Origin of the sequence: Collimonas sp. OK307 (assembly GCF_900113705.1) — a bacterium.
Classification (GTDB): domain Bacteria; phylum Pseudomonadota; class Gammaproteobacteria; order Burkholderiales; family Burkholderiaceae_D; genus Collimonas.
In genome coordinates, this window is the sequence record NZ_FOQI01000011.1 from 13,994 (window position 1) to 40,385 (window position 26,392).

At 57.0% G+C, this 26,392-nt stretch carries 26 protein-coding genes; 21 read left to right on the forward strand and 5 right to left on the reverse strand.

Annotated features, from left to right (window positions below):
- The first annotated feature begins 96 nt into the window (after positions 1-96).
- The 4 genes from xylA to BM205_RS14975 all read left to right on the forward strand — a co-directional run bounded on the left by xylA (position 97) and on the right by BM205_RS14975 (position 5,372).
- Positions 97-1,413, forward strand: coding sequence for a xylose isomerase (xylA, locus tag BM205_RS14960; protein ID WP_092415678.1), 1,317 nt, complete (start codon positions 97-99; stop codon positions 1,411-1,413).
- Positions 1,414-1,532: 119 nt separating this feature from the next.
- Entirely contained in the window at positions 1,533-2,516 is a 984-nt protein-coding gene (gene xylF, locus BM205_RS14965; RefSeq protein ID WP_371326499.1) for a D-xylose ABC transporter substrate-binding protein, read from the forward strand.
- 94 nt (positions 2,517-2,610) lie between these two features.
- A complete protein-coding gene (gene xylG / locus BM205_RS14970) occupies positions 2,611-4,197 on the forward strand; it encodes a D-xylose ABC transporter ATP-binding protein (protein WP_092415680.1) in 1,587 nt (528 codons plus the stop codon).
- On the forward strand, positions 4,194-5,372 hold the full coding sequence (locus tag BM205_RS14975) for a sugar ABC transporter permease (protein ID WP_254783904.1): 1,179 nt from the start codon (positions 4,194-4,196) through the stop codon (positions 5,370-5,372). The genes xylG and BM205_RS14975 overlap by 4 nt, the downstream gene beginning before the upstream one ends.
- 17 nt (positions 5,373-5,389) lie before the next feature.
- Here BM205_RS14975 and BM205_RS14980 read toward each other — a convergent pair whose 3' ends face one another.
- Positions 5,390-6,100 carry a response regulator gene (locus BM205_RS14980; protein WP_092415681.1) on the reverse strand — a complete coding sequence of 237 codons (711 nt, stop codon included), beginning with the start codon at positions 6,098-6,100 and terminating at the stop codon, positions 5,390-5,392.
- Positions 6,101-6,109: 9 nt separating this feature from the next.
- A complete protein-coding gene (locus BM205_RS14985) occupies positions 6,110-7,519 on the reverse strand; it encodes an ATP-binding protein (RefSeq protein ID WP_254783905.1) in 1,410 nt (469 codons plus the stop codon).
- 206 nt (positions 7,520-7,725) lie between these two features.
- Here BM205_RS14985 and BM205_RS14990 point away from each other — a divergent pair, with 206 nt between their 5' ends.
- From BM205_RS14990 to BM205_RS15020, 7 genes are all read left to right on the forward strand, one after another.
- On the forward strand, positions 7,726-8,892 hold the full coding sequence (locus BM205_RS14990; protein WP_254783906.1) for an efflux RND transporter periplasmic adaptor subunit: 1,167 nt from the start codon (positions 7,726-7,728) through the stop codon (positions 8,890-8,892).
- 12 nt (positions 8,893-8,904) lie between these two features.
- Positions 8,905-12,051, forward strand: a complete 3,147-nt coding sequence (locus BM205_RS14995) for an efflux RND transporter permease subunit (protein WP_092415683.1) — start codon at positions 8,905-8,907, stop codon at positions 12,049-12,051.
- The gene (locus BM205_RS15000) at positions 12,051-13,457 is read left to right on the forward strand and encodes an efflux transporter outer membrane subunit (RefSeq protein ID WP_092415684.1); all 1,407 of its coding nucleotides are present in this window, start codon (positions 12,051-12,053) and stop codon (positions 13,455-13,457) included. Before BM205_RS14995 ends, BM205_RS15000 begins: the two co-directional genes overlap by 1 nt.
- Before the next feature lie 190 nt (positions 13,458-13,647).
- Positions 13,648-14,292 carry a LysE family translocator gene (locus BM205_RS15005; protein WP_092415685.1) on the forward strand — a complete coding sequence of 215 codons (645 nt, stop codon included), beginning with the start codon at positions 13,648-13,650 and terminating at the stop codon, positions 14,290-14,292.
- 142 nt (positions 14,293-14,434) lie between these two features.
- Positions 14,435-14,746, forward strand: a complete 312-nt coding sequence (locus BM205_RS15010) for a hypothetical protein (protein WP_092415686.1) — start codon at positions 14,435-14,437, stop codon at positions 14,744-14,746.
- 85 nt (positions 14,747-14,831) lie between these two features.
- The gene (locus BM205_RS15015) at positions 14,832-15,041 is read left to right on the forward strand and encodes a hypothetical protein (RefSeq protein WP_092415687.1); all 210 of its coding nucleotides are present in this window, start codon (positions 14,832-14,834) and stop codon (positions 15,039-15,041) included.
- A gap of 185 nt (positions 15,042-15,226) precedes the next feature.
- Positions 15,227-15,439, forward strand: a complete 213-nt coding sequence (locus BM205_RS15020; RefSeq protein ID WP_092415688.1) for a hypothetical protein — start codon at positions 15,227-15,229, stop codon at positions 15,437-15,439.
- Positions 15,440-15,450: 11 nt separating this feature from the next.
- On the opposite strand, the gene BM205_RS15025 is transcribed toward BM205_RS15020, so the two are convergent.
- Positions 15,451-15,915: an RDD family protein gene (locus BM205_RS15025; RefSeq protein ID WP_092415689.1), complete on the reverse strand. Its 465-nt coding sequence runs from the start codon at positions 15,913-15,915 to the stop codon at positions 15,451-15,453.
- Positions 15,916-16,101: 186 nt separating this feature from the next.
- Here BM205_RS15025 and BM205_RS15030 point away from each other — a divergent pair, with 186 nt between their 5' ends.
- The 6 genes from BM205_RS15030 (at position 16,102) to BM205_RS15055 (ending at position 19,686) form a co-directional block, all read left to right on the forward strand.
- Positions 16,102-16,428, forward strand: coding sequence for a hypothetical protein (locus BM205_RS15030; RefSeq protein ID WP_092415690.1), 327 nt, complete (start codon positions 16,102-16,104; stop codon positions 16,426-16,428).
- A 67-nt stretch (positions 16,429-16,495) separates the two neighbouring features.
- Positions 16,496-16,843 (forward strand): PXPV repeat protein, encoded by a 348-nt coding sequence (locus tag BM205_RS15035; RefSeq protein WP_092415691.1) that lies wholly within the window; start codon positions 16,496-16,498, stop codon positions 16,841-16,843.
- A 151-nt stretch (positions 16,844-16,994) separates the two neighbouring features.
- Positions 16,995-17,333 (forward strand): hypothetical protein, encoded by a 339-nt coding sequence (locus tag BM205_RS15040; protein WP_254783907.1) that lies wholly within the window; start codon positions 16,995-16,997, stop codon positions 17,331-17,333.
- A gap of 539 nt (positions 17,334-17,872) precedes the next feature.
- Positions 17,873-18,088 (forward strand): hypothetical protein, encoded by a 216-nt coding sequence (locus BM205_RS15045; RefSeq protein ID WP_092415692.1) that lies wholly within the window; start codon positions 17,873-17,875, stop codon positions 18,086-18,088.
- Between the two features lie 14 nt (positions 18,089-18,102).
- Positions 18,103-18,750: a dihydrofolate reductase family protein gene (locus BM205_RS15050; protein WP_092415693.1), complete on the forward strand. Its 648-nt coding sequence runs from the start codon at positions 18,103-18,105 to the stop codon at positions 18,748-18,750.
- A 162-nt stretch (positions 18,751-18,912) separates the two neighbouring features.
- On the forward strand, positions 18,913-19,686 hold the full coding sequence (locus BM205_RS15055; protein WP_092415694.1) for an SDR family NAD(P)-dependent oxidoreductase: 774 nt from the start codon (positions 18,913-18,915) through the stop codon (positions 19,684-19,686).
- A 137-nt stretch (positions 19,687-19,823) separates the two neighbouring features.
- Here BM205_RS15055 and BM205_RS15060 read toward each other — a convergent pair whose 3' ends face one another.
- Positions 19,824-20,999: an ABC transporter substrate-binding protein gene (locus BM205_RS15060; protein ID WP_092415695.1), complete on the reverse strand. Its 1,176-nt coding sequence runs from the start codon at positions 20,997-20,999 to the stop codon at positions 19,824-19,826.
- Positions 21,000-21,208: 209 nt separating this feature from the next.
- Between BM205_RS15060 and BM205_RS15065 the strand changes: the two genes are divergently transcribed.
- On the forward strand, positions 21,209-22,300 hold the full coding sequence (locus BM205_RS15065) for a porin (protein ID WP_092415696.1): 1,092 nt from the start codon (positions 21,209-21,211) through the stop codon (positions 22,298-22,300).
- A 236-nt stretch (positions 22,301-22,536) separates the two neighbouring features.
- Here BM205_RS15065 and BM205_RS15070 read toward each other — a convergent pair whose 3' ends face one another.
- Entirely contained in the window at positions 22,537-23,391 is an 855-nt protein-coding gene (locus BM205_RS15070) for an IclR family transcriptional regulator domain-containing protein (protein WP_092415697.1), read from the reverse strand.
- 456 nt (positions 23,392-23,847) lie between these two features.
- Here BM205_RS15070 and BM205_RS15075 point away from each other — a divergent pair, with 456 nt between their 5' ends.
- Genes BM205_RS15075 through pcaF form a run of 3 tightly spaced genes read left to right on the forward strand, consistent with a single transcriptional unit; the run spans position 23,848 to position 26,392 of the window.
- The gene (locus tag BM205_RS15075) at positions 23,848-24,513 is read left to right on the forward strand and encodes a 3-oxoacid CoA-transferase subunit A (RefSeq protein ID WP_092415698.1); all 666 of its coding nucleotides are present in this window, start codon (positions 23,848-23,850) and stop codon (positions 24,511-24,513) included.
- Positions 24,510-25,169 carry a CoA transferase subunit B gene (locus tag BM205_RS15080; protein ID WP_092415699.1) on the forward strand — a complete coding sequence of 220 codons (660 nt, stop codon included), beginning with the start codon at positions 24,510-24,512 and terminating at the stop codon, positions 25,167-25,169. The genes BM205_RS15075 and BM205_RS15080 overlap by 4 nt, the downstream gene beginning before the upstream one ends.
- Before the next feature lie 11 nt (positions 25,170-25,180).
- Positions 25,181-26,392, forward strand: coding sequence for a 3-oxoadipyl-CoA thiolase (gene pcaF, locus BM205_RS15085; protein ID WP_092415700.1), 1,212 nt, complete (start codon positions 25,181-25,183; stop codon positions 26,390-26,392).

The following is a 26,392-nucleotide window of genomic DNA, read 5'->3' on the forward strand; positions in this document are numbered from 1 at the left end:
TTGCCGTTGCTAGTATGGCCCACGTCAATGGCCCACATCAATGGCCTGCACCATTCGTTCATACCAAGGCCGCCACCACCAGACAGGAGAGCAGCAATGAGTTATTTCCCTTCCGTTACACCGATCCGCTTCGAGGGCAAGCAGGCGCAATCGCCACTGGCGTTCCGCCATTACGATGCGGACAAGCTGGTGCTGGGCAAGCCCATGCGCGAACATTTGCGCATGGCGGCCTGTTACTGGCACAGCTTCGTCTGGCCGGGTTCTGACGTGTTCGGCGCCGGCACCTTCCGCCGCCCGTGGCATGAAGGCGGTGACGCCATGGAGCTGGCGCACAAGAAAGCCGACGCCGCTTTCGAATTCTTCAGCAAGTTGGGTGTCGACTATTACACCTTCCATGACACCGATGTAGCGCCAGAAGGGGCCAGTCTGGCCGAGTATCGTAACAACTTCGCACAGATGCTGGACGTGCTGGAACGCAAACAAGAGCAAACCGGCGTGCGATTGTTGTGGGGCACCGCCAATTGCTTCAGCAATCCGCGTTTTGCCTCCGGCGCCGCCAGCAATCCCAATCCGGAATTGTTTGCCTACGCCGCCGCGCAGGTCTGCACCGCGATGAACGCCACCCAGCGCCTGGGCGGCGCCAATTACGTATTGTGGGGCGGCCGGGAAGGTTACGAAACCCTGCTCAATACCGATCTCAAACGTGAACGCGAACAACTGGGGCGTTTCATGCGCCTGGTGGTGGAACATAAACACAAGATCGGTTTCAAGGGCACGCTGCTGATAGAACCGAAACCGCAGGAGCCGACCAAACATCAATACGATTACGACAGCGCCACGGTCCACGGATTTCTCGCGCAATACGGGTTGGAGCACGAGATCAAGGTGAACATAGAAGCCAACCACGCCACCTTGGCCGGGCACAGTTTTCAGCATGAGATTGCGACCGCCGCCTCACTCGGCATCCTGGGCAGTATCGACGCTAATCGCGGCGATCCGCAAAATGGCTGGGATACCGACCAGTTTCCCAACAGCGTCGAGGAAATGACGCTGGCTACCTACGAAATACTGAAAGCCGGGGGGTTCACCACCGGTGGCTATAACTTCGATTCCAAGGTAAGGCGCCAGAGCCTGGACGAAGTCGATCTGTTCCATGGCCACGTTGGCGCCATGGATGTGCTGGCGCTGTCGCTGGAGCGCGCCGCAGGCATGATCGAAAACGATTTGCTGGCGAATTTCAAGGCCGAGCGCTATGCCGGTTGGGATAGCGCTTTCGGACAGGAAGTATTGGCCGGCAAGCTCAGCCTGAGCGACATCGCCGAGCATGCTTTTGCCAGGCAGCTGAATCCACAAGCTGTCAGCGGCCGCCAGGAAATGCTGGAGAACCTGGTTAATCGTGCCGTTTATGGCTGATGCGCGGTTGATGCAGGGAGTTGTCGTAGTCGAATACGGTTAAACCATAAGCAGTTAAATCAAAACCATTGACAGGAGACGCAGCAATGAACAAGATCATGAGAAAGAGCATATTGGCAATGATGTCGGTAGCTGTATTTGCATTGAGCAGCACGGCAGCCATGGCCGATTCCAAGAATCCCAAGATCGGCTTTTCGATTGACGATCTGCGGGTAGAGCGTTGGGCCAGGGACCGCGATTTTTTTGTTGCTGCGGCCGATAAGCTGGGGGCCAAGGTATTTGTGCAGTCGGCTGATGCCAGCGAACAGCGGCAGATCGCCCAGATTGAGAACTTGATTTCGCGTGGGGTTGACGTCATCGTCATTGTCCCGTTCAACGCCACCGTGCTGACCAACACCGTCAAGGAAGCCAAGAAAGCCGGCATCAAGGTAGTCTCCTATGACCGCCTGATTTTGAATGCGGATATCGACGCCTATATTTCATTCGACAATGAAAAGGTCGGCGAGATGCAAGCTGAGGGCGTGCTCAAGGCCCAACCTAAGGGCAATTATTATCTGTTGGGCGGTTCACCCACCGATAACAACGCCAAGATGCTGCGCGAAGGTCAGCTGAAAATACTGCAACCATCCATCGACAAGGGCGATATCAAGATCGTCGGCCAGCAATGGGTCAAGGACTGGAGCGCCACCGAAGCGTTATCCATTATGGAAAATGCGCTGACCGCCAACAATAACAAGATCGACGCCATCGTCGCCTCCAACGACGGCACTGCAGGCGGTGCGATCCAGGCACTGGCATCGCAGAAAATGGCAGGCAAGGTGCCTGTGTCCGGGCAGGACGCCGACCTGGCTGCGGTCAAGCGCGTAATCGCCGGCACCCAGTCCATGACGGTCTACAAGCCGCTCAAACTGATTGCATCCGAGGCGGCCAAGTTGTCAGTGCAACTCGCGCGCAACGAGAAGCCAAGCTACAACGCGCAGTATGAAAACGGCGTCAAGAAGGTCGACACCATATTGCTCAAACCGACGCCGCTGACTAGCGCCAACGTCAACATCCTGGTCGCTGACGGCTTCTATACGTCAACCCAGATCGGCAGCAAATAAGCCCGGCCGCATGAACTGAAACGGCCGCCGGCGGCACGGACTTGAATCCGTCCGCCGGTGTGCCGTTATCCATTCAACTATTGCGAGGGCAAACATGTCCGACTATTTGCTGGAAATGCAAGGCATCGTCAAGGAATTCGGCGCTGTCCGTGCACTCGACGGCATAGACATCAAGATCAAAGCTGGTGAATGCCTCGGCTTGTGCGGTGAAAACGGCGCGGGTAAATCGACGCTGATGAAAGTGCTGTCTGGCGTTTATCCGCGCGGTACCTGGCAGGGTGAAATCCTGTGGCAAGGGCAGCCGCTGAAATCGCAATCCATGCGCGACACCGAAGCTGCCGGCATCATCATCATCCATCAAGAGCTGATGCTGGTGCAGGAGTTGTCGGTGGCCGAGAATATCTTCATGGGACACGAGCTGACACTGCCGGGCGGGCGTATGAATTATCCTGCGATGTACCGGCGCGCGGCCGAACTTATGCGCGAGCTGAAAATGCCGGACATTAATGTCGCGCTACCCGTGATGAACTACGGTGGTGGCCATCAACAACTGGTGGAAATCGCCAAGGCGCTCAACAAACAAGCCAAGCTGCTGATTCTGGACGAGCCGTCGTCGTCGCTGACGGCGTCCGAGATTGCGGTATTGCTGGATATTATCCGCGACCTGAAAGCCAAGGGCGTGGCCTGTGTATACATCTCGCACAAGCTGGATGAGGTGGCGGCCGTGTGCGACACCGTGGCCGTCATCCGCGATGGCAAGCACATCGCTACAACGTCCATGCGGGATATGAATGTGGACCAGATCATCACGCAGATGGTGGGCCGCGAAATCAGCGCCATGTATCCGGATCAGGAACACGAGATCGGCGAGGTGATGTTTGAAGCGCGGCATGTCACTTGCCATGATGCCGATAATCCGCAGCGCAAGCGGGTTGACGACATTTCCTTTTCATTGCGACGCGGCGAAATCCTCGGCATCGCCGGCCTGGTCGGCGCTGGTCGCACTGAACTGGTGTCGGCTTTGTTTGGCGCCTATCCCGGGCGCAGCCAGGCTGAAGTCTGGCTGGATGGTGTCAAGGTCGATACCAGCACGCCGCTGAAAGCGATCCGGCTGGGATTGTGCATGGTGCCGGAAGATCGCAAGCAGCATGGCATCGTGCCGGATCTCAACGTCGGCCAGAACATCACCTTGACGATACTCAAGGATTTTTCACGGCATACCCGTATCGACGCCGAGGCCGAGCTGAAAGCCGTGCAAGCTGAAATTAGCCGCCTCCAGCTCAAGACTTCCAGTCCGTTTTTGCCCATCACCTCTCTGTCCGGCGGCAACCAGCAAAAGGCGGTGCTGGCGAAAATGCTGCTGGCGCGACCCAAGGTTTTGATCCTGGACGAGCCGACCCGCGGCGTCGATGTTGGCGCCAAGGCGGAGATCTACAGGCTGATGGCGGACCTGGCCCGGCAGGGCGTGGCCATCATCATGGTCTCGTCCGAGCTGGCGGAAGTGCTGGGCGTGTCCGACCGCGTGCTGGTGATTGGCGAAGGCAAGCTGCGCGGCAATTTCATTAATCGCGACCTGACCCAGGAAACCGTGCTGGCGGCCGCCATCGACCAGCCATCGCAATATCAGGTTTCACAGCAGCTCGCCGCAGCGGCATCAGCAACCATCGAGGAATTAATATGAATTCGAATATGAATTCGACTGTGCGTTCTATCAATACGAGTTCGATCAATATCAAGCTGCTGTTCCGACAATACAAGATCATGGCCTTGCTGATTGCGATTGCCATCATCTGGGCATTCTTTAGCTGGAAAACCGAAGGCGGATTCGTCACGCCGCGCAATCTCTCTAATCTGCTGCGCCAAATGTCGATTACCGGCATCCTGGCCTGCGGCATGGTACTGGTGATTATCGGTGGCGAAATCGATCTCTCGGTCGGCTCCATGCTCGGTTTGCTGGGCGGTGTCGCCGCGGTTCTGAACGTCACCTATCACTTGCCGCTGCCGCTGAACCTGTTTCTGGTGTTACTGCTGGGTTTGGCGCTGGGCTTGTTCAACGGCTACCTGACGGCGTACATGCGGATTCCGTCATTTATCGTCGGTCTCGGCGGTATGCTGGCGTTTCGCGGGATTTTGCTGGGTGTCACCGGTGGCCTGACGATTGCCCCGGTCTCCAGCGACCTGGTGTATCTGGGCCAAGGTTATCTGCCGCCGCAGCTCGGCATCGTGTTAGGTATTGGTTTGTTCGTGCTGGCGCTGATGTTGACCTGGCGCCAGCGTCGCAACCGCCTGTCACATGCGTTACCGGTGCCGGCGCTGTGGCGCGATGCGCTACGCGTGCTGCTGATCGGATTGATCTTGCTGGCATTCGTGTCTACCCTCAACACGTACGATGGCATTCCGGTGCCGGTGCTGCTGCTGCTGGCCTTGCTGGGCTTGTTCAGCTACATCACCACGCAGACTGTGTTCGGCCGCCGGATCTACTCGGTTGGCAGCAATATGGAAGCAACCCGCTTATCCGGCGTCAATGTGCAAGCGGTGAAATTTTGGATATTCGGCATCATGGGCGTGATGTGCGCACTGGCAGGCCTGGTCAATACCGCGCGCCTGGCGGCAGGCTCGCCATCGGCCGGCAACATGGGGGAGCTGGATGCAATTGCAGCGTGTTTCATCGGCGGCACCTCCATGCGCGGCGGTTCTGGCACGGTCTATGGCGCGTTGATCGGTGCGCTGGTGATGGCCAGCCTGGACAACGGTATGTCGATGCTGGATGTCGACACTTACTGGCAAATGATCGTCAAGGGCGGCATCTTGATGCTGGCGGTGTGGGTTGACGTCAGTACGCGTTCCAGCCGGTGATATCGATAAATTGCAAACTACGGTTCGATGATTTCAAATTTGTACCCGACACCGTAAATGGCGTGGATCACATTGCGGCCGTCAAAGAACGGTTCAAGCTTGCGCCGCAGATTTTTGATATGGCTGTCGACTGCGCGATCGGTGACAGGGCGGTAATCGTCGTGCAATTTATCCAGCAGCTGGTCGCGCGAGAATACCCGGCCTGGCGTCGCCGCAAGGGCTTTCAGTAACCGGTATTCCTGCGGCGTCAGGTTGAGCGTCACGCCGTCGACGCTGGCGCAATGCAAGTCTGCATCGATACTCAACGCTGACGGCAATGCACTGACGGAACGCTGGCGGCGCAGCATCGCTTTTACCCGTGCCACGATTTCGCGCGGGCTGAACGGCGTCTTGCAGATATAGTCGTCCGCGCCCAGTTCCAAACCTTGCAGACGGTCTTCCTCGCCTATCCTGGCGCTCAACATCAGGATAGGGACGTCGCTGAATTCCCTGAGTTCGCGGCAAATCTGCCAGCCATCGCAGCCTGGCAGCATGATGTCGAGCAAGATCAGGTCCGGCATCTGGCTACGTACCTGCGGCAAGGCTTCGCGGCCGTCGCTGATCCAGCGCGATGCATATCCCGCGGCGGTCAGGTATGTTTTCAGCAATTCGGCCATTTTCGGCTCGTCTTCGACAATCAGTATGTCGGCGGTGACGGGAGCGGAGAAATTGAATGTATCTGTCGGCATAGGAAATATTCAGGCAGGGCTGGCAGGCAGCCATATGCTCAGGCGCAGGCCGCCAAAAGCGGAAGCATCGGCGCTGATGCTGCCTTCATGCGCTTCGACGATGTGCTGGCAAATCGCCAGTCCGAGGCCGGCGCCGCCGTTGGCCCTGTTGCGTGACGCGTCGGCACGGAAGAAGCGCTCGAACAGACGTGGCAGCGCTTCCGGGGTGGTGCCTGGGGTGCTGTCGTCGAACTGCAGGAGCCAGTAATGCTGTTCGCGGCGGCAAGCGACTTGCAGGCGCCCGCCGCTGTCGGTGTAGCGCAAGGTGTTTTCCAGGATGTTCTTGAACAATTGCTGCAGGCGGCCGGCGTCGGCATGTACCAGCATTGCTTGCTGCGGCAGATCGATGGCCACCGCCAGGCCGTGTTCGCGATAGGTTTCCTCATAGGATTGCAAGCTGGTGCGCAGCAACGAGCCGATATCGATATCAGCCTTGCGGTAAGTCAGTGCGCCGACATCGGCCAGCGACAAATCGTATAAATCATTCACCAGTTTGTTTAGCGTGGCAACCTCCGATTGCAAGGATTTGACGGTATCCATGCTGGGTTCCAGCAAACCGTCTTCTATCGCCTCCAGCTGGCCGTTCAATATGCCCAAAGGAGTGCGCAGTTCATGTGACACATCGGTCATGAAATTACGTCGCATCCGTTCATTACGTTCCAGTGTCAATGCCAGCTGATTGAAATCGGCGGACAGGCGGCCAACTTCATCTTGCGTCGCCACCTCGACCCGGGTTGTATAGTCGCCGCCGGCGAGCCGGTGTGTCGCCTTGGCCAGGCGGGTCAGCGGCGACAGCAAGACGTTGGCGATCTTGATGGCGATGAAACCTGTAAACAGAATCGACACCAGGCCGATCAGCAAGTGGGCCAGCCACTGCTTGTGCTGGAAACGCTGGTCGATCGCTGTGATCACGCTTTCGAACGGCGTCAACGCCACCCAGCCGATGATGGTGCCGTCGCGCATTATCGGGCGCGGTATGGCATCCGCCTGCATGTCGCGGAAGCCGATCACGTATTTACGGTCGGCATCAAGCAGGGTAAAGCGCAGGTGAGCGCCGGTCAGGTCGGAACCTGACGGCGAAGACTTGGATGAGGGCGTGTCCGGATCGAGCTCAGGGCGGGTGCTGCGCAACAGGGAATACCAGATGCCGGGATTTTCTTTTATGAATTCCCAGCTGCCGTGTTCGCGATAGGATTGCTCCAGGCGCGGCATCAGTTCTTCCATTCGTCCTTGCGCCTGCTCATTCAGGTAGCCGAGGAAATCATGGGTAAAACTGACGCGCGCAACTACACTCATGGCGAGAATCACCGCTACCGCCGTGGCTAGCATGGCATAGAAAAGCTTCAATCTGATGCTGGTTCCGGGCAGGGCGAGGCGCACGGGAAGGTCCTTGGAGGCGAGTCGATCTGCGGTGTAGGGTAGCAAGGAAGTCGGATCTTGGGAAGATTTTCAGGATTATGCGCTCCCTCAATATTCCTCCACATTTTGTTTTTATCATGCAGACTCGATAAATTCCAAGATCGTAGCCATGCCCTCGCGCAAGTTGAGAAGCAGCTGCGACTGCCGCCATGCTACCAAGAAAATCCTTGCCAAGATTGATGCTGATCCCGCTGTTGCTCACGTTCGTGCTGGGCGCTTGCTCAAGATCAGCCGATGTGCCCGCGCCAAAAGCGGCGGCCGAGGTCGGTACCATGACCGTGAAGCCGGAGCCACAGTCGGTATCGACGGAATTGCCAGGACGCACTGTCGCTTATCTGACGGCGGATATCCGGCCGCAGATCAGCGGCATCATTCAGCGCCGGTTGTTTACAGAAGGCGCGAATGTCAAGCAAGGGCAAGCCTTGTACCAGATCGACCCGGCCACCTATCAGGCCGCCTACGATAGCGCCAAGGCTTCGCTGTCGAAAGCGGAAGCGACATTGCGCGCTTCAAAGTTGAAGGCGGAACGTTATATCGAGCTGAACAAGATAGATGCGGTCAGCAAGCAGGACAATGACGATGCGCAAAGCGTGCTGAGCGAAAACCAGGCCGCGCTGGAAGTCGCACGGGCCGCGCTGAAGACAGCTGCGATCAACCTCGGCTTTACCCGCATTGCGGCGCCGATCTCCGGCCGCATCGAAACCTCGGCGGTCACGCCAGGCGCACTAGTGGTTGCGCAGCAAAGCGTAGCGCTGACGACCATACAAAAGATAGATCCGATCTATGTCGACGTGACGCAATCCAGCGTTGATGTGTTGCGCATGCGGCGCGAACTTGCCAGCGGCAATATCAAAGCGATCGGCCGCGACGAAGCGCCGGTAAAGCTGGTGCTGGAAGACGGCAGTGTTTATCCGAATCAGGGAAAGCTGAAGTTCAGCGGCCTGAGCGTCAATACCGGCACTGGCATGATTACGTTGCGGGCTGAATTCCCGAATCCTGATGGCATCCTGCTGCCCGGCATGTATGTGCGGGCCCAGTTAGAGGAAGCGGTCGATGAGACGGCCATCCTGGTGCCGCAAAAGGCTGTGACTCGCGATGCTACAGGTGCAGCGACGGTGTTGATTCTGAGTGACGCCGGCAAAGTCGAACGACGTGCATTGACGGTCGGCCGCGCTATCGGCAACCGCTGGTGGGTGAGCGCCGGTTTGCAGGCGGGCGACAAGGTAATCGTCGACGGTTTGCAAAAAATCAGGGCAGGCGACAGCGTGCGTGCGGTCGACATGAGCGCCGGATCGTCGAATCCGTCGAAATCGATGCAGATCACCGAGCGCTAAAGGGTAATTATCATGGCGCACTTCTTTATAAACCGGCCCATTTTTGCATGGGTCCTGGCAATCGCCATCATGTTGGCAGGCGCGATTTCCATTGTTACACTGTCGCTGGAGCAGTATCCAGACATCGCGCCTCCGAAGATCAATATCCGGGCAAACTACGCCGGCGCGTCCGCCAAGACGCTGGAAGATTCAGTCACGCAAGTGATTGAGCAGCAACTGAAAGGCCTGGACAACCTGGAATACATGTCTGCCTCCAGCAGTTCTGCCGGCAGAACCAGCATTACCTTGAATTTCAAGGCCGGAACCAATCCGGATGTGGCGCAGATGCAAGTGCAGAATAAATTGCAGCTAGCCACTTCCAGATTGCCGCAGGCGGTGCAAAGCACCGGCGTGACGGTGACCAAGGCAGCCAGCGATACCTTGATGATTGTTTCACTGGTCTCGGGCGATCCCAAGGTTACCGGGTTCGATATCGGCGATTTCATCGGAAGTACCCTGGTTGACCAGATTAGCCGGGTTGACGGCGTCGGCGATGTCACCACGTACGGCACCAATTACGCGATGCGCATCTGGCTGGATCCGGGGAAATTGCAAAAATACTCCTTGATGCCATCCGATATCAACCGCGCGCTGGAAGCGCAGAATGCGGAAATTTCGGCCGGGCAGCTAGGCGGCCTGCCGCCAATCCCGGGGCAGCAATTGAATGCCACCATCACTGCCCGGAGCAAGCTGAGTACACCGGAGCAGTTTCGCCAGATTATCGTGAAATCGTCCAGCGACGGTGCAGTGGTGCGGCTGCAGGACGTGGCGCGGGTAGAAATCGGCGCTGAAAGCTACGACGTCAAGGCCCAGCAAAACGGCCGGCATTCGGCGGCGCTGGCGATACAACTGGCGTCGGGCGCCAATGCCTTGGCGACGTCGAAGGCCGTGCTGGCGAAGATGAAGGAACTTGAGCCGTATTTTCCGCCCGCGATGAAACTCACCAGCGTCGTCAGTTACGACACTACGCCATTTGTCCGCGTATCCATCGAGGAAGTGGTCAAGACCTTGCTAGAGGCCATCGTGCTGGTGGTCCTCATCATGTATCTGTTCTTGCAGAACGTGCGTGCCACGTTTATTCCGGCGATCACGGTGCCGGTAGTTCTGCTCGGTACATTCGGAGTGCTCTCGCTATTCGGTTATTCGATCAATACCCTGACCATGTTCGGCATGGTGCTGGCCATCGGCCTGCTGGTCGATGATGCGATCGTGGTGGTGGAAAATGTCGAGCGCCTGATGGCAGAGCAGCTGCTGAGCGCGAAGGAAGCGACGCGCAAAGCCATGTCCGAGGTAAGCGGTGCGCTGGTCGGCATCGCGCTGGTGCTGTCCGGCGTATTTGTGCCGATGGCCTTCTTCGGTGGCTCCACCGGCGTTATTTACCGCCAGTTTTCGATTACGATCGTATCGGCCATGGTCCTGTCAGTGCTGGTCGCATTGACGCTGACGCCAGCTCTGTGCGCAACCATGCTCAAGCCGCACGCGAATGGACAGGCCGCGCAGAAAGGTTTCTTCGGCTGGTTCAACCGTACGTTTGAACGCAATGCCCGGCGTTACCAGTCCGGCGTGGCCAGGGTGCTGGGACGCGGCCGCCGTAGCCTGTTGACCTATGTGTTGATTGTCGCTGCGATGGCGGTATGTCTGATGCGTTTGCCTACTTCGTTCTTGCCGGATGAAGACCAGGGCATTTTGAACGCCCAGATCCAGCTGCCGGTGGGGGCGACCGAGGAGCAGACCACGCAGGTCATGCGCACGGTGCAGCAATATTTCCTGAAGCAGCCGGAAGTTATCGATGCTTTGCTGTCTGTCACAGGCTCCGGTTCTGGCGGCAATAGCCAGAATGTCGGGCGCGCCTTCATCAAGCTGCAGGATTGGGACAAGCGCAAGGATAAATCCCAGGGGGCGGCGCAGATTGCCCGGAGGGCGAACCAGGATCTGGCAAAAATACGCGACGCCAGGATTTTCGTGACGTTACCGCCCGCGGTACGTGGCCTGGGGCAAAGTTCCGGTTTCGATCTCCAGATGAAGGATGTCGGCGGGGTTGGACATGACGCGCTGGTGAAAGCGCGCGACGCATTCATTGCGCTGGCGGGCAAGAGCGAAAAGCTGGCAAACGTGCGCACTACCGGCCTCGACGATACGCCGCAGTTCCGGATTGATATCGACGACAGCAAGGCCGGCTCGCTAAGCTTGAGTACGGCAGATATCAACGCCACCATGTCGACTGCGATGGGCGGATCTTACGTCAACGATTTTCTGAATAATGGCCGCGTCAAACGCGTCTATGTACAGGGCGATGCGCCGTTCAGGATGCAGGCGGAGGATCTGAATCAATGGCATGTGCGTAATTCCGCGGGCCAGATGGTGCCGTTTTCCGCCTTTACCAGTTCCGCCTGGACCTACGGGCCATCCCTGCTGGAACGTTACAACGGCGTGTCGTCGTTTGGCATCGTCGGCGAACCCGCTCCAGGCGTCAGCTCCGGCGTGGCAATGCAAGAAGTGGAGCGCATCATGTCGGAGATGCCGGTCGGAATCGGCTATGAGTGGACTGGCCAGTCGTACCAGGAGCGCTTGTCCGGTTCGCAAGCGCCCTTGCTGTACGCAGCGTCCATCCTGTTTGTGTTCCTGTGCCTGGCGGCCTTGTACGAAAGCTGGTCGGTGCCTTTTGCAGTGATCCTGATCGTACCGTTGGGGATCATCGGCACCGTGTTGCTGACCTCTGCCAGCGGCCTGTCCAACGATGTGTATTTCCAGGTCGGTTTGCTGACCACGGTGGGGCTGTCATGCAAGAACGCGATCCTGATCGTCGAATTTGCCAAGCAATTGCACGAATCGGGAAAATCGTTGATGGAGGCGACGCTGGAAGCTGTACTTCTGCGTTTGCGGCCTATCTTGATGACGTCGCTGGCGTTCATGTTCGGCGTGCTGCCGCTAGCGCTTGCCAGCGGCGCCGGATCGGCCAGCCGGCGCGCTATCGGCACCGGTGTGCTGGGCGGCACCATTTCCGCAACGTTGCTGGGGATTTTCTTTACGCCTCTGTTTTATTATTTGATCTGTCGGGTGATGCAGCGGCGTAAAGCCGCCACGCCGCCGATGGCAGAACCGCAAAAGGCAGGTGAGTGATGCGCAATTGTTTATTGATACCTGGCCTGGCGATATTGCTTGGCGGCTGCGTCAACCTGGCGCCCGATTATGCGCAGCCGATCGCGCCGGTGCCGGCTACCTGGCAAGGTACGACCGGTACGGAAGGCACGATGGAGGAAGCCGCCGATGCGATCGACTGGCGCAGCTTCTTCATGGATGCCCGCCTGCGCGAAGTGATAGCGCTGACGCTGGCGAATAATAGAGACTTGCGGGTAGCCGCCCTGAACATAGAAAAGGCACGCGCACAGTATCGGATTCAGGAAGCTTCCAGATATCCGGCACTTGGTGTAGTTGCCGGCGGCAGCGTCACGCGTACGCCTGCCGACCAGTCCAGTGGCAACGCGGCAGTGATTGCGCGTAATCAGAGCGTGCAGTTGGGCTTCAGTTCATATGAGCTGGATTTTTTCGGGCGTTTGAAAAATCTCAGCGCAGCAGCACTTGCGTCTTATCAGTTCAACGTCGAGACGCAGCGCAGCGTGCAGATCAGCCTGGTGGCAGAAGTCGCCGGCGCCTGGCTGACGCTGGCTGCGGATAATGAACGCCTGCAGCTGGCCGCCAACACCTTGAAGAGCCAGCAGATTTCTTTTGAGCTGAGCCAGCGCAGTCATGCTATTGGTTCTACCTCCGGTCTGGATTTGTCGACCGCGCAGGCAAGCGTCGAATTGGCACAGGTAGATCTTGGCACTTTCACCAGTCAGGTGCAGCAGGATGTCAACGCGCTCAACCTGCTGGCAGGCATTGCGGTGCCGGCGTATTTGCTGCCCGATCGCATCCCCGGTGCGTCCGCGCCATTGCTGGCGGCACCGGCAGGACTTTCTTCTGCGTTGTTGCTGAAGCGGCCAGATGTGCTGGCCGCGGAACAGACGCTTATCGCAGCCAATGCCGATGTCGGCGCGGCGCGAGCGGCATTTTTCCCAAGTATTACGCTCACGGCACAGGGCGGAACCGCCAGCAGCAGTCTGTCCGGCTTGTTCAAGGCAGGGAGCGGCGCATGGAGTTTCCTGCCGTCGATCAGCGTTCCGATTTTCAACGCCGGCAGAAATCGTGCAGGTCTCGATGCCGCGAAGATAACCAAGGACATCGATATCGCCAATTATGAAAAGACGATTCAGGTCGCGTTCAGGGAAGTCGCCGATGCCCTGGCGCAACGTGCCACGCTCGATCAGCGCCTCGGCGCGCAACAGCGGCTGGTCGACGCCTCAGCCAAAAGTTATCGCTTGTCGGAGGCGCGTTATCGCAGCGGCATCGACAGCTATCTCAATTCGCTGGTGGCGGAACGCAGCTGGTACGGCGCCCAGCAAAACCTGATCTCCTTGCGTCTGGTCGAGCAGAATAACCGGATCAATTTATACAAGGCGATGGGTGGCGGCTGGAGTAGCTCCTGATGTTTGATGAAGCGTCTGGCGCCATTCAATAATTTAATAAATTAACTTTATGTCATTGAATTTGCGTGGCGCCAGCGGTGTGGCATGTACAGTTGAGACCGATTCCACCGGGCCAGTTTGTGCACTGGAGCTCTGTCGAACCGGATGAGATCGTGATAGCCTTTCATGGGTCCAGACCCGAAAGCCCGCGATGAATACCCAGACTGTCCTCACCTTTACCGCATTCGCGGCATTGTCGATCCTTAGCCCCGGGCCGTCTATCCTGCTGTCCCTGCGAAATGGCGCCACCTATGGTCCGCGCTCCGTGATGTGGTCTGGGCTGGGCAATATTTCCGGTGTATTCTGCCTTTCCACCGCGGCGATCCTTGGGCTAGGTGTATTGCTCAAGTCTTCGGCGATGCTGTTTTTTGCAGTCAAGATTTGCGGTGCGCTCTACCTGTTTTATATCGGCATCCGGCATTTGTTCGCCGGCTCTACTGGGCTCGCTTATGAGTCCGAAACCGGCCAGGCCGGAATTGCTCCTCCTCCTCCTCGCAAACTGTATGGCGAAGCCTTCCTGACGGCGGCAACCAATCCCAAGGCCGTGCTGTTTTTTACCGCGCTTTTCCCACAGTTCATCAACGCCCAGGCACCTTTGCTTTCCCAGTTCCTGATCCTCATGGCCATCTTCATGAGCTTGTCCTATGCGACACACCTGAGCTACGCCCGGATCGCTTCCCGCGCCAGACATCTGCTGTTGAAACCGGTATTTGCAAAGTGGGTAAATCGCGTGGTGGGAGCAGCCTTCATTTCATTCGGCTCATTGTTGCTGGCGTTACGACGCCAAACATCCTGATGTGATTTGAAGGCGCGTGCCAAAGAATTTCTCGAATTGTAATCGTTTGTAAGTGCAGTCAACAGCACCAGCTTGGCAGTCGTTTATTGCTCAAGCCCTCGGGAGTTTCCTGAGGTAACCAAGATAATTTAAAGGTGCACAAATGAACAAATTAATCGCTACCCTGATCGCCGGCCTGTTCGCTACTTCCGTTTTTGCACAAGCTTCTGCTCCTGCTGCGCCAGTTGCGCCGGTAGCAGCTGCAACAACAACTCAAGCCGCCAAGGCAGATGTGAAAGCCAGCAAGGTTGAAACTAAAGCCACTGCAAAGGCTGACAGCAAGGTAGCAACGACTGCAACCAAGGCGAAGGCCAAGAGCACAAAGGCGAAGGTCCATCACACAGCGGCAAAAACCGAAGCGAAAGCGCAACCGGCTGTAGCCAAGGCAGACGTTAAGGAAGCTGCACCTAAGTAATCAAGGCAGTACGCCAAAGCGGTGCGCACCACACGAGACAGGGCAGCCTGTCTCTTTTATTTTTTAATGCTTTAAGGAGTGGCTCATGGGTATTCTGGAAGAAGTAATTGGTGCAGTAGTGGCGGTTGAAGGCGTTAAGAAGCTGGATCCGAACGCTTCGATATTTACCGAAGGCATAGCGGCGATTGCCGGCTACAAGGGTGTGGAAGCAATCACCGAACACCTGGAAAACAAAGAGGGCGATAACAAAGACGGCGATAGCGAAGAGGGTAATAACCTTCAACAACCTGCCTGAGGCCTTAAGCAAGTCAAAATAAGAGGAATCTTCCCGATCGGGAAGATTCTTTTTTTTGTTTTAAAATCCCCCACCGCATGACTGCACTCTCTTTACTACTTTCAGTGATGAAGTTAAAAGACAAATCGCAGAAAATATGTCACTGTAAGACCCAATGGCGATTTCGTGTCGGAACAGGGGAAAAGATGAAAATGACTTATTGGATTGCCGAAAGTGTAGAGGGTGACAAGACCGATGCAATCATTGCCAGAACCAAGCATGATTGCGAACAGAAAGTCCTGGCTTATGCAAGCCCTTCAGAGTACCGCCAGCCTGTAAAGAAATCCTTCCTCTACGAGGACGCATTCGATTTGTTCGAAATGGCTACTGCCAAAGATGGCGGGAGAGGAATGGGGTAACAGCGTGAACGTCAGCCCTCGAATTTAACCGGTTCCGTGCCTCTGTTTTTTCGTCGCACCACAACGGTCCCCGCAAGTTTGTCATGCCATCCTTGCTTGCGTTTATCAATGCCTACCCAGATAAGCCCAAGACAAAAGGGAATTGTAGAAACGAAGTAGCCTGCATATCGGATTAAATTCTGCTGGAGACTTGGTTTCTCGCCCGTCTTAGCATCGACGATGGTGGCGCCTATCGCCATCTTCCCAGGTGTCGCTTGTCTTGCGTTCCAAAATACGATGACAACGATCGCCGGCAATATATAAGAAACTAAAATATTCGCCGAGCCGCTAAGTGTTACGCCGGAGGCCAATTTCTCACTTCCATAAATGGCGAACAAGATCGGGAAAATCACGATCAGCATCAGGGCAGTGTCAATCAAGCTGGCCCAGACTCTTAGCCAAAATCCGACATATTCGAACTCGGTCGATTCATTCATTTTTTTTCTTGTCCTTATTCTGTAGCGCCGGAATTCACCGGATGTCCTTTTTTGATGGGGGAACTCATCCGCCTGCCCAATTGTAATGGAATGTAAGGGTAGTCAACAGCTTCCTTGCACCGCACGTTAATAGCACAAGGCCTCAGGAATCTCTTGAGGAAGTCTAGATAACGTAAAGGTGCAAAAATGAATAAGTTACTCGCAACTCTGATCGCCGGTTTGTTCGCTACTTCTGTTTTCGCTCAAGCGGCTGCTCCAGCTGCTCCGGCGGCTCCATCCGCAATGACCGCACCAGCGGCAAAGGCTGACGCAAAAGAAATGAAAATTGACGCCAAAGCTAATGCGAAAGAGCAGAAAACAGACGCTACAGCCAATGCAAAAGTAGCAGATGCCAAAGCAGATGCCACGGCAACCAAGGCAAAGGCTCACCATAAGGCTATAAAGACCAAAGCCAAGGCCAAAGCTAGCTCTACGGAAGCCAAGGCAGATGCGAAAGAAGCCGCACCTAAATAATTAATCAATTCAATGCGGTTTCAAAGAGGCAGGCTCGTCCTGCCTCTTCTGTTTTAGGAGAATCAAAATGAAAAAAATTCTAGCCCTCACTGCAGGATTGATCACAGGCGTTGCTCTGATGAGCGCGGCAGCACCGGCTTCGGCGCAGGTTGATGTCGGCGTTAATGTCCGGCTGCCCGGTGTGTATGTAGCTCCGGCACCAGTCTATGTGCAACCGCGCCCGGTGTATGTGCAGCCGCGTCCTGTGTACGTCGAGCCGCGCCCGGTCTACATAGAACCGGAACGCGAGGGTGAATGGCATGAGCGTCGCGTGCGGGCCCGAGAATGGCGAGAAAATGAAGCACGCCGCGAGCATCGCGAGCATGACGACCATCGCGACAATGATCGTGGCGACCGCCGCGGTCACGACGATTAACCGCGCGGATTGCGCGCTTACGGCCGGTTACAGTCTGGTACAACAGAAACATTTTGTATTGTAGGCGCGGCGACGCGGGCTGGCGTTAATCAAGGGTAGCACCAGCCATTTCGGCTTTTTAAACCACGTACATGAAAAGAGGGGATACATCATGCTCAATCGCTCAGGAAAAGCAATCGTTCTCACCGCTTTGGTCGCCGTCTTTGCCAGCGCAGCCGGCAGTGCAATGGCGGACACAACATGGCAAAAGAATCATCCGCGCCGTGAACAAGTCAACCAGCGCCTGAATAACCAGAATAAACGCATCCACAATGAAGTCAAAGAAGGCGAAATAAGCAAGGCCCAGGCCAAGAACTTGCACAAAGACGATCACGCAATCCGCCAGGAAGAACGCGATATGGCTAAACAAAACGGTGGTCACATCACCAAGTCGGAACAAACGGTATTGAATCAACAGGAAAATGGCGTCAGCAGGCAGATCGGCAAGTAGTTGGCGCTGATCGGCAATTGAACGACCGCAGCGGATAGAGCCTGGTTACCGTTCTATCCGTCGTCAAACGGCAATGCCAATGCCAACGCCGGGTTGATGTGTTTTTACAACAAGAGGCAGATGACGTTAGCCAGCTTGCGTTTGTCATCCTTATGTCACATGGCTTGTGGAAAATTAGCATTAGCAGGGTTTCAGTAATGAATAATGCGATTGAATCGCAATTTTTATGACAAGAGTACTGACATGAGAACATTTTTACATTTGTATCGTTACTACCGGAAAGGTGGCTACCGCGTATTTCCGGCAGTGAAAAGAGCTAATCGCGCGTGGAATCACGGATTTTGAAATCCGTGATGCTTCAGGCGGATTCTTTACGAAAAATTCCGCCTGGAAATTGTCGTTGCCAAAGATCTAATGCGGTTGCCTGCCAGTTCGCTCGTATGTCTGGATAACCGGTTAATACATCGCGAATACGTTTGAGACTGATCGTGGACAGTGCTAGGATAGCTTTCTAGCTGATCCTGTCTGGAGCAATCGTTATGGATAGTCCCGAACTGAAAATCACCGAAGCCAGCCGTTTGCACGATCTCGCAAAAAATGAATATCTCACCGAAATATCCCGACAACAACGGAATCCTGCAGTAATCGAAAAATTGAGATTCGAAATGGACGCCGCGCTCAAGAATTTTGTCGATTCGACCAATGAGGTTGATCTGGATCATCCAGGAACTTCTTCGGCCAACGGCGCCGGCTGACAGCATCCGCAGCCATGTCAAAACTCCGGGTTCACGCCTTCTCCATATCGCTTGACGGCTACGGTGCAGGCCCCGCTCAGAATCTCGATAATCCGCTTGGTGTCGGCGGTGTAGCGTTGCACGAATGGGCCTTCGCCACGCGAACGTTTCAGCAGATGTTCGGAAATGAGGGCGGCACGACTGGCGTGGATGACCGCTTTGCAGCGCGCGGGTTCGACAACATCGGTGCGTGGATCATGGGGCGCAACATGTTCGGACCTGTCAGAGGCGCATGGTCAGACGATACATGGAAGGGATGGTGGGGCGACAATCCACCGTACCACACGCAAGTCTTTGTTCTGACGCACCACGCCCGGCCATCGATCACGATGGATGGCGGCACCGTATTCCACTTCGTTACCGACGATATCCGCACTGCACTCCAACTCGCCGCCGATGCTGCCGGCGGCCAGGATATCCGACTCGGCGGCGGCGTAGCCACGATTCGGCAATACCTTCGCGCAGGACTGGTCGACGAACTGCATCTCGTTGTCGCCCCGATCCTTCTCGGCACCGGGGAGCACCTGCTTACCGGCATCGACTTGCCAAAACTTGGCTATCGATGCACCGAATATGTGCCGACATCGCATGCGGCACATGTCGTCCTGACGAAGACTCGATGACGCTCCATGCCTGGAATTTTTGAAACGCTCGTTTCAGCTTGAATCATTTTATTTTCAAATCGCACGGCGAATTCCATCCGGCAACCTCCAAAGAGACGATGCAATTAATAAAATCTCTGCGTAGCATCTTCGTCAATAACAAATATATAAACGGAGATACACATGGAAAAAAGCCAGGAATTTCCCGGAGGCGTCGCATTGGTGATTGGTGGCAGCGGTGGTAATGGCGAAGCCATCTGTCATTGCTTTGCCGAGAGCGGCAGCGATGTAATTCTAACCTACCACCGCAATGCGCAGCGGGCGCAACAGGTGGTGGCGCAGGTGCAAGCGCTGGGCCGGCATGCCGAGGCTCATCAACTGGTGATCGGCGATGAAGCTGCAGTGCAGTCGCTGATTGACGGTATCGCTGCGCGGCAGCGTATCCACACAGTGGTGATCGCGGCCGGGTCTGATATTTCTCAGCCGTTGATTCGCGATTTGACACCAGGCGACTGGAAAAAAGTGATTGATGCAGACCTGAACGGTTTCTTCAATGTGGTACACGCCAGCCTGCCACATCTCAAAGCGCAGGGTGGCGGCTCCTATGTGCATATCAGTTCGGCCGGCCTGCATCGGTGGCCGGAAGGCGATGTGCTGTCGGTCGCGCCGAAAGCCGCGATCGAATCGCTGATAAAGGGCATCGCAAAGGAAGAAGGGCGCTTCGGCATCCGCGCCAACAGTGTGGCGATCGGGGTGATTGAGGCCGGCATTTTCCTGCGACTGTGGGAAGACGGCACCTTCGACAAAAAATGGGCGCACGCGGTGCAAAAGAACCTGTGCGTCAAGCGCTGGGGCAAGCCGCAGGAAGTCGCAAATGCGGCGGTGTTCCTGGCTTCCAACCGTGCGCTGTACACCACCGGGCAAATCATTTCGGTTGATGGCGGCTACGGCGTTTAGTGGTGTTCGAAGCGGCACCTGCTGGGCGAGAATTTGCAGGATAGGACTTAGCAGGTACAAACGGCGCGTCCAGCTGTTGCCGACGCGCCAGTCCCGCAACAGCCGCAAATACCAATCACCAGTCCAATCGACGAATCTTATTTTCCCGGATCTTTTTGATCGGTAAATTTGTCGAACTCGACGTTGTACGGTTCACCGTTGATCTTTTCCACCTTGCGTACATACACGGTCTGGATTATGTCGCGCGTATTTGGATCGATGGCAATCGGGCCGCGCGGGCTGTTCAGCTTTATGTTTTTCAGGATGGCCATGGCCTGGTCGCCGTCGATCTTGCCGTTCAGCTTGCGCACTACTTCATAAATCGCGGCCATGCCGTCATAAGCACCGACCGCCATGAAGTTGGGGCGTCCACTCTTTGGATTTGCTTCTGCAAAGCTCTTCAGGAAGGCTTGGTTTTCCGGTGACTTGTGTGCCGCCGAATAGTGGAAAGTGGTGATCACGCCCAGCGTGGCGTCGCCCATTGCCGGCAGCACATGGTCGTCAGTCAGGTCGCCGGTAGCGATTACCTTGATACCCGCTTCGCCCAGGCCGCGCTCGCGGTAGCCTTTCATGAAGGCGATACTCTGTTCACCGGCAGGCACGAAGATAAACACTGCGTCCGGCTTGGCGTTCTTGATGCGCTGGATGTAAGGCGAGAAATCAGGATTGCGCAGCGGGACGCGGATCGCTTCGACCACGGTGCCGCCGCCCTTGACCAACTCCGTCTTGAATGCGGCCTCGGCATCGATGCCAGGCCCGTAGTCGGCCACCAGCGTCACCACTTTCTTGATGTTGTTCTTGACCGCCCAGGTTGCCATCGGCGCCGAAATCTGCGGCAGGGTCATCGAGAAGCGAACAATGTAGCTGGACTTGGTGGTGATGGCAGAGGTAGCCGCGTTCATGATGATCATCGGTTTCTTCGCCTGCTCCGCGACAGGAGCGACGGCCAGCGCTTCCGGCGTCAGGCCGAAGCCTGCCAGGAAGTCAACCTTGTCGCGTACCACCAGTTCCTGTGCCAGGCGCTTGGCTATCTCCGGCGAAGGGCCGGTGGTGTCCTTGATGATGATCTCGATTTTCTTGCCGGCCACGCTGTCGCCGTGCTGCGCCATGTAGGCTTTGATGCCGCCTTCCATCTGCTTGCCGTAATCCGCGAAGGGGCCGGAAAACGCTGCAATCACACCGATTTTTATGCTGTCCTGCGCATATGCCGGCGACACCGCGCCGTAGTTTGCAGCTGCCAGTGTTGCTAACGCCAAAATTTTTTTCATCACCATTTTTGTCTCCTGTCTGCTGCTGTTTTTGTCTATGAAGGACGGACTGCTGCAGGCACCGCGTCGTACGCATTGTCGCAAATCCGATTGGGCAGCGTTTGTTGACAACGCCGCGTGACATCCATATTATCCAATTCATGTGCGATTAACAACCTATTGTTCGATTATCGCACATTCTAAAATATTCAATAAAACAACAACAGGAGACAGTAATGAAGAACACTATCCGTTGCGCAATCGCGCTTCTGGGCGGAATGAGCGCATCTGCAGCAATGGCGCAAAGCTCTGTAACGGTTTATGGCCTGGTCGATACCGGGCTGGTCTACACGACCAACGTCAACGCAGCCGGCAGCTCTGCGGTCAAGATGCCGTCGCTAACGGGTTCCTTTCCGTCGCGGCTGGGCTTCCGGGGGACTGAGGATCTCGGCGGCGGCTTGCAGGCGATCTTCACGCTGGAAGCCGGATTGGCGGTGGACACCGGCGCCATGGGACAGGGCAATCGCCTGTTTGGCCGCCAGGCTTTGGTGGGACTGAAAGGTGGGTTCGGCACCGTATCGCTGGGTCGCCAGATCAACATGACCTATATCGCCACGCTGAAATCGGATGTGCTGGGACCTAACCTGTTCTCGATCGGTAGTATCGACAGTTACATGCCGAATGCTCGCAGCGATAATTCCATCAGCTATCTGGGCAATTTCAACGATGTAGTGGTCGGCGCCACCTACAGTACCGGTCGCGACGCGTCGGCTACCGGCGGCCCGGCCGCCACCAACTGCCCTGGAGAAGTGGCTGGCAACGCCAAGGCTTGTCGCCAGATCACGGGCTTGATTGGCTACGAGACCAAGCCCTTTGGCCTGAATGCTTCCTACGACATCCTGTACGGCAACACTGGCGCGGCAGGCGGACTGACCAGCAGCGGCAATAGCGACCGCCGCGTTACCGTCAATGGTTATGTGATGGTGGGCGAGGGCAAGATAGGCGGCGGCGTGGTCGATCGCACTACGCGCGCCGTGACCGGGCTGACCGAATCGGACCTGTACTACCTTGGCGTGAGTTATCCAGTGACACCGCTAACCACGCTCGACGTCCAGGCATCGCATCTCGACGTCAAGCATCGCGATGCCGATGCCACGCTGCTGGTAGCGCGTTTGACCTACTACCTGTCGAAACGCACCGCCATTTATGGCGCATTGGGCCGCATGCAAAATTCCGGCACATCGGCATTGGCGCTGGACGCGGGCGGAACGGTAGCCGTGGGTAAATCGCAGAATGGCGTGATGACCGGCCTGCGTCATACGTTCTAAGGAGCTATTCGAAATCTATTTGCAATGCCGAAGTGTTTTACGGCATGTGCGACGAGTAGCACGAGCTAACCGGGGTCAGAGTGAACTTTCGGTATGTTTTACCGCCGAAACTTCACTCTGACCTCGCTTAGTGGATTGCGGAGTAGAAGTAGTAAAACGCAAAGAAGCAAACCGGCGATAAGTGACTTGTGCAGATGCCTATGCCCTGCGGGAGGCACTGTCGTTTGCGTTGCCGTTCAAGGCAGCAAGATCGATAACTCCTGGGCGCCGCGCAACAGCACGGGCAGGAATTCGTGCTCCAATTGATCGATACTGACACGCGCTGCCTGCGCACCCACGTTCAACGCCGCCAGGACGGTGCCCGATGCGCCGCGCACCGGTACCGCTATGGAACGCAAGCCAAGTTCCAGTTCTTCATCATTGATCGCGTAACCTGCCTGGCGCACGTCAGCCAGGATCGTACGCAGTCGCTTGACGCTGGTTACCGTGTTCTCGGTCATCGGCCGCAGTTTGGTGCGGGCAAGGTATTGGTCAAGCTCGGCTGGCGGCATATGCGCCAGCATTACACGTCCCAAAGAAGTGCAATAGGCGGGCAGGCGGCTGCCAGTGTTCAGCGCAACCGACATCACACGTGAGGTGGCGGCGCGAGCTACGTATAGCACTTCGTCATCGTCCATCACAGCCAGCGAGCTCGATTCATTCAGCGCGCGACTAATGTTGTTCAGGCAAGGTTGGGCCGATACCGTCAGCGGCGTCGACGACAAATAGGAGTAGCCTAGAGTCAGTACCTTGGGCCGCAGCGAGAAATTGTTCAGCTCGGCATCCACATAACCCAACTCCCTCAGCGTATGCAGGCAACGTCGCACGGCTGCGCGCGGAATGCCGGTTTTCTGGCTGATGTTGGCGATCGTTTGCGGCTTGCGTGAATCGCTGAAAGCCTGCACCACGGCGAGGCCGCGTGCCAGCGATGTCATGAAGCTGGGGTCCGCCAGCGCGTCGATCTGTTCGGCGATGCTGGGTTCGTGCCCGTCTGCGTGCTCCTCCAATGTCTCGGCGGCAGGGCTGGCTTTGGTAGTCGTGGTCTTGGGCATGGCTTGATTTTAATGCAGGAGTTAGGGTCTGTTAACAATTAATTTGGGGGTGCGAACGCGCGGCAGGCGTTACAGGCCTAGGCGCGACGACGCGACGTAGCGGTGCTACGGCAAGGAGGAGTAACAACGGCATGTGACGCCTGCAGCCGTTCACTGAGGGTTCAAACCAAAACGTGCGCTGGCCGCGTTGCATGGCTTGCTGGGGCACCAGCCCCAGCTACGCCACGCGCCTTGCCACCACACGTTTTGGTTTGAACGCATCTCCCAAATTAATTGTTAACAGGCCTTAGGTTCGAAAGGTGTTTTTTTTCTTGACCTGGGCGGTCACTGCTAGATACACTAATCGTTCGGTAATCAATCATTAGTTCGATTATCGCACATAATTGTATGTTTGGCTAAGGCAGCCGGCAGCGTACGACAGCAAGTCAGCGGGCGTGCGCATCACCGAGACGGAATATGATCGACAAAACATTTGAATCAATCGAGCGCGCCGTAGCCGATATTCATGACGGCGCGACTGTCATGATTGGCGGTTTTGGTAACGCCGGCATGCCGGCGGCGCTGATCGATGCGCTGATTGAGCAAGGCGCGCGCGAACTCACCATTGTCAACAACAACGCCGGCAACGGCGATACCGGACTGGCCGCGCTGCTGGCGGCGGGGCGGGTGCGCAAGATCATCTGCTCCTTCCCGCGCCAGGCTGATTCCCAGCACTTCGATGCGCTCTACCGCGCCGGAAAGATCGAGCTGGAACTGACCCCGCAGGGCAACCTGGCCGAACGCATCCGCGCCGCCGGCGCCGGCATCGGCGGTTTCTTTACGCCGACCGGCTACGGCACGCTGCTGGCCGTCGGCAAGGAAACGCGCGAGATCAATGGCCGCATGTACGTGCTGGAGTCGCCGATCCACGCCGACTTTGCGCTGATCAAGGCGCTGCACGGCGACCGCTGGGGCAACCTCGTATACCGCAAGACCGCGCGCAATTTCGGTCCCATCATGGCGATGGCGGCCAAAGTTACCGTGGCTCAGGTGCATAAAGTGGTGGCGCTAGGCGAGCTCGATCCGGAAGCGATCATAACGCCCGGCATCTTTGTCCAACGCGTGGTACAGGAGGCCGTATGACGAACCCGAACTCGAGCCGTTACACCCGCGAACAAATCGCCGCCCGTGTGGCGCAGGATATCCCCGAAGGCGCTTACGTTAACCTGGGCATCGGCTTGCCGACCAAGGTCGCCAACTACCTGCCGGCCGAACGCGAAGTATTCCTGCATAGCGAAAACGGCTTGCTCGGCATGGGCCCGGCGCCGGCGCCGGGCGAGGAAGACGATGACCTGATCAACGCCGGCAAACAGCCTGTGACGCTGCTGGTCGGCGGCGCCTATTTCCACCACGGAGATTCGTTCGCCATGATGCGCGGCGGCCATCTGGATATCTGCGTATTGGGCGCCTTCCAGGTAGCAGCCAACGGCGACCTGGCCAACTGGCACACCGGCGCACCGGATGCGATTCCGGCTGTCGGTGGTGCGATGGACCTGGCCATCGGCGCCAAGCAAGTGTTTGTGATGATGGATCACCAGACCAAGACCGGCGAAAGCAAGATCGTGGAACAGTGCAGTTATCCGCTGACCGGCGTGGCTTGCGTCAACCGCATCTATACCGACTTGGCCGTACTGGACGTTACGCCGGCCGGACTCGCGGTGCGGGAAATGGCGCCCGGACTGACCTTTGAAGAATTGCAGGCCGCGACCGCAGCAACCTTGCTGCCGCCGGTGAAGTGAGCGAGGACAATATGAAAGAAGCCAAAGAAGCATTTATTTGCGATGCAATCCGGACGCCCATCGGCCGTTACGGCGGATCGCTGAAGGATATGCGCGCCGACGACCTTGGCGCGCTGCCGCTACGCGAGTTGATGCGCCGCAATGCCGGCGTTGACTGGAAAGAAGTCGATGACGTGATCTACGGTTGCGCCAACCAGGCCGGTGAAGACAACCGCAACGTGGCGCGCATGTCGGCGCTGCTGGCCGGTCTGCCGCAGGAAGTTCCCGGCTCCACTGTCAACCGTCTGTGCGGTTCAGGCATGGACGCAGTTGGCACGGCGGCGCGGGCGATCCGGTCCGGCGACGCCAGCCTGATGATCGCCGGCGGCGTGGAATCGATGACGCGTGCGCCTTTCGTCATGGGCAAGGCAGACGCGGCGTTTTCGCGCAGCGCCGCCATCTACGACACTACCATCGGCTGGCGCTTTCCCAACAAGGTGATGAAAGAACTGTACGGCGTCGACGCGATGCCGGAGACGGCCGAAAATGTCGCCGACGACTACAAGATAAGCCGTGCCGACCAGGATAAATTCGCCTTGGCCAGCCAGCAAAAGACGGCCCGCGCGCAGCGCGAAGGTTTGTTCAGCGACGAGATCGTGCCGGTGTCGCTGGCGCAGAAGAAGGGCGATTCCATCGTCTTCTCACAGGATGAGCATCCGCGCGAGACCACGGCCGAAGCACTTGCCAGGCTGAAAGGCGTGGTGCGTGCTGATGGCAGTGTCACGGCTGGCAATGCCTCTGGTGTCAACGACGGCGCCTGTGCGTTGCTGATCGCCAGCGCCGAAGCAGCGGCACGCCACGGCCTGACGCCGCGCGCGCACATTGTCGGCATGGTGACGGCGGGCGTGGCGCCGCGCGTGATGGGCATCGGCCCGGCGCCGGCTACGCAAAAGCTGATGCGCCAGTTGGGCATGAGTTTGGATCAGATGGACATCATCGAACTGAACGAAGCTTTCGCCTCACAGGGGTTGGCCGTACTGCGTGAACTGGGCCTGCGCGACGATGATCCGCGCGTCAACCCGCTGGGCGGCGCTATTGCACTGGGCCACCCGCTGGGCATGAGCGGTGCCCGCTTGGTGACTACCGCGATGTATCAACTGCACCGTACCGGCGGCCGCTATGCGCTATGCACCATGTGCATCGGCGTGGGGCAGGGGATTGCCATCGTCATCGAGCGGGTATGA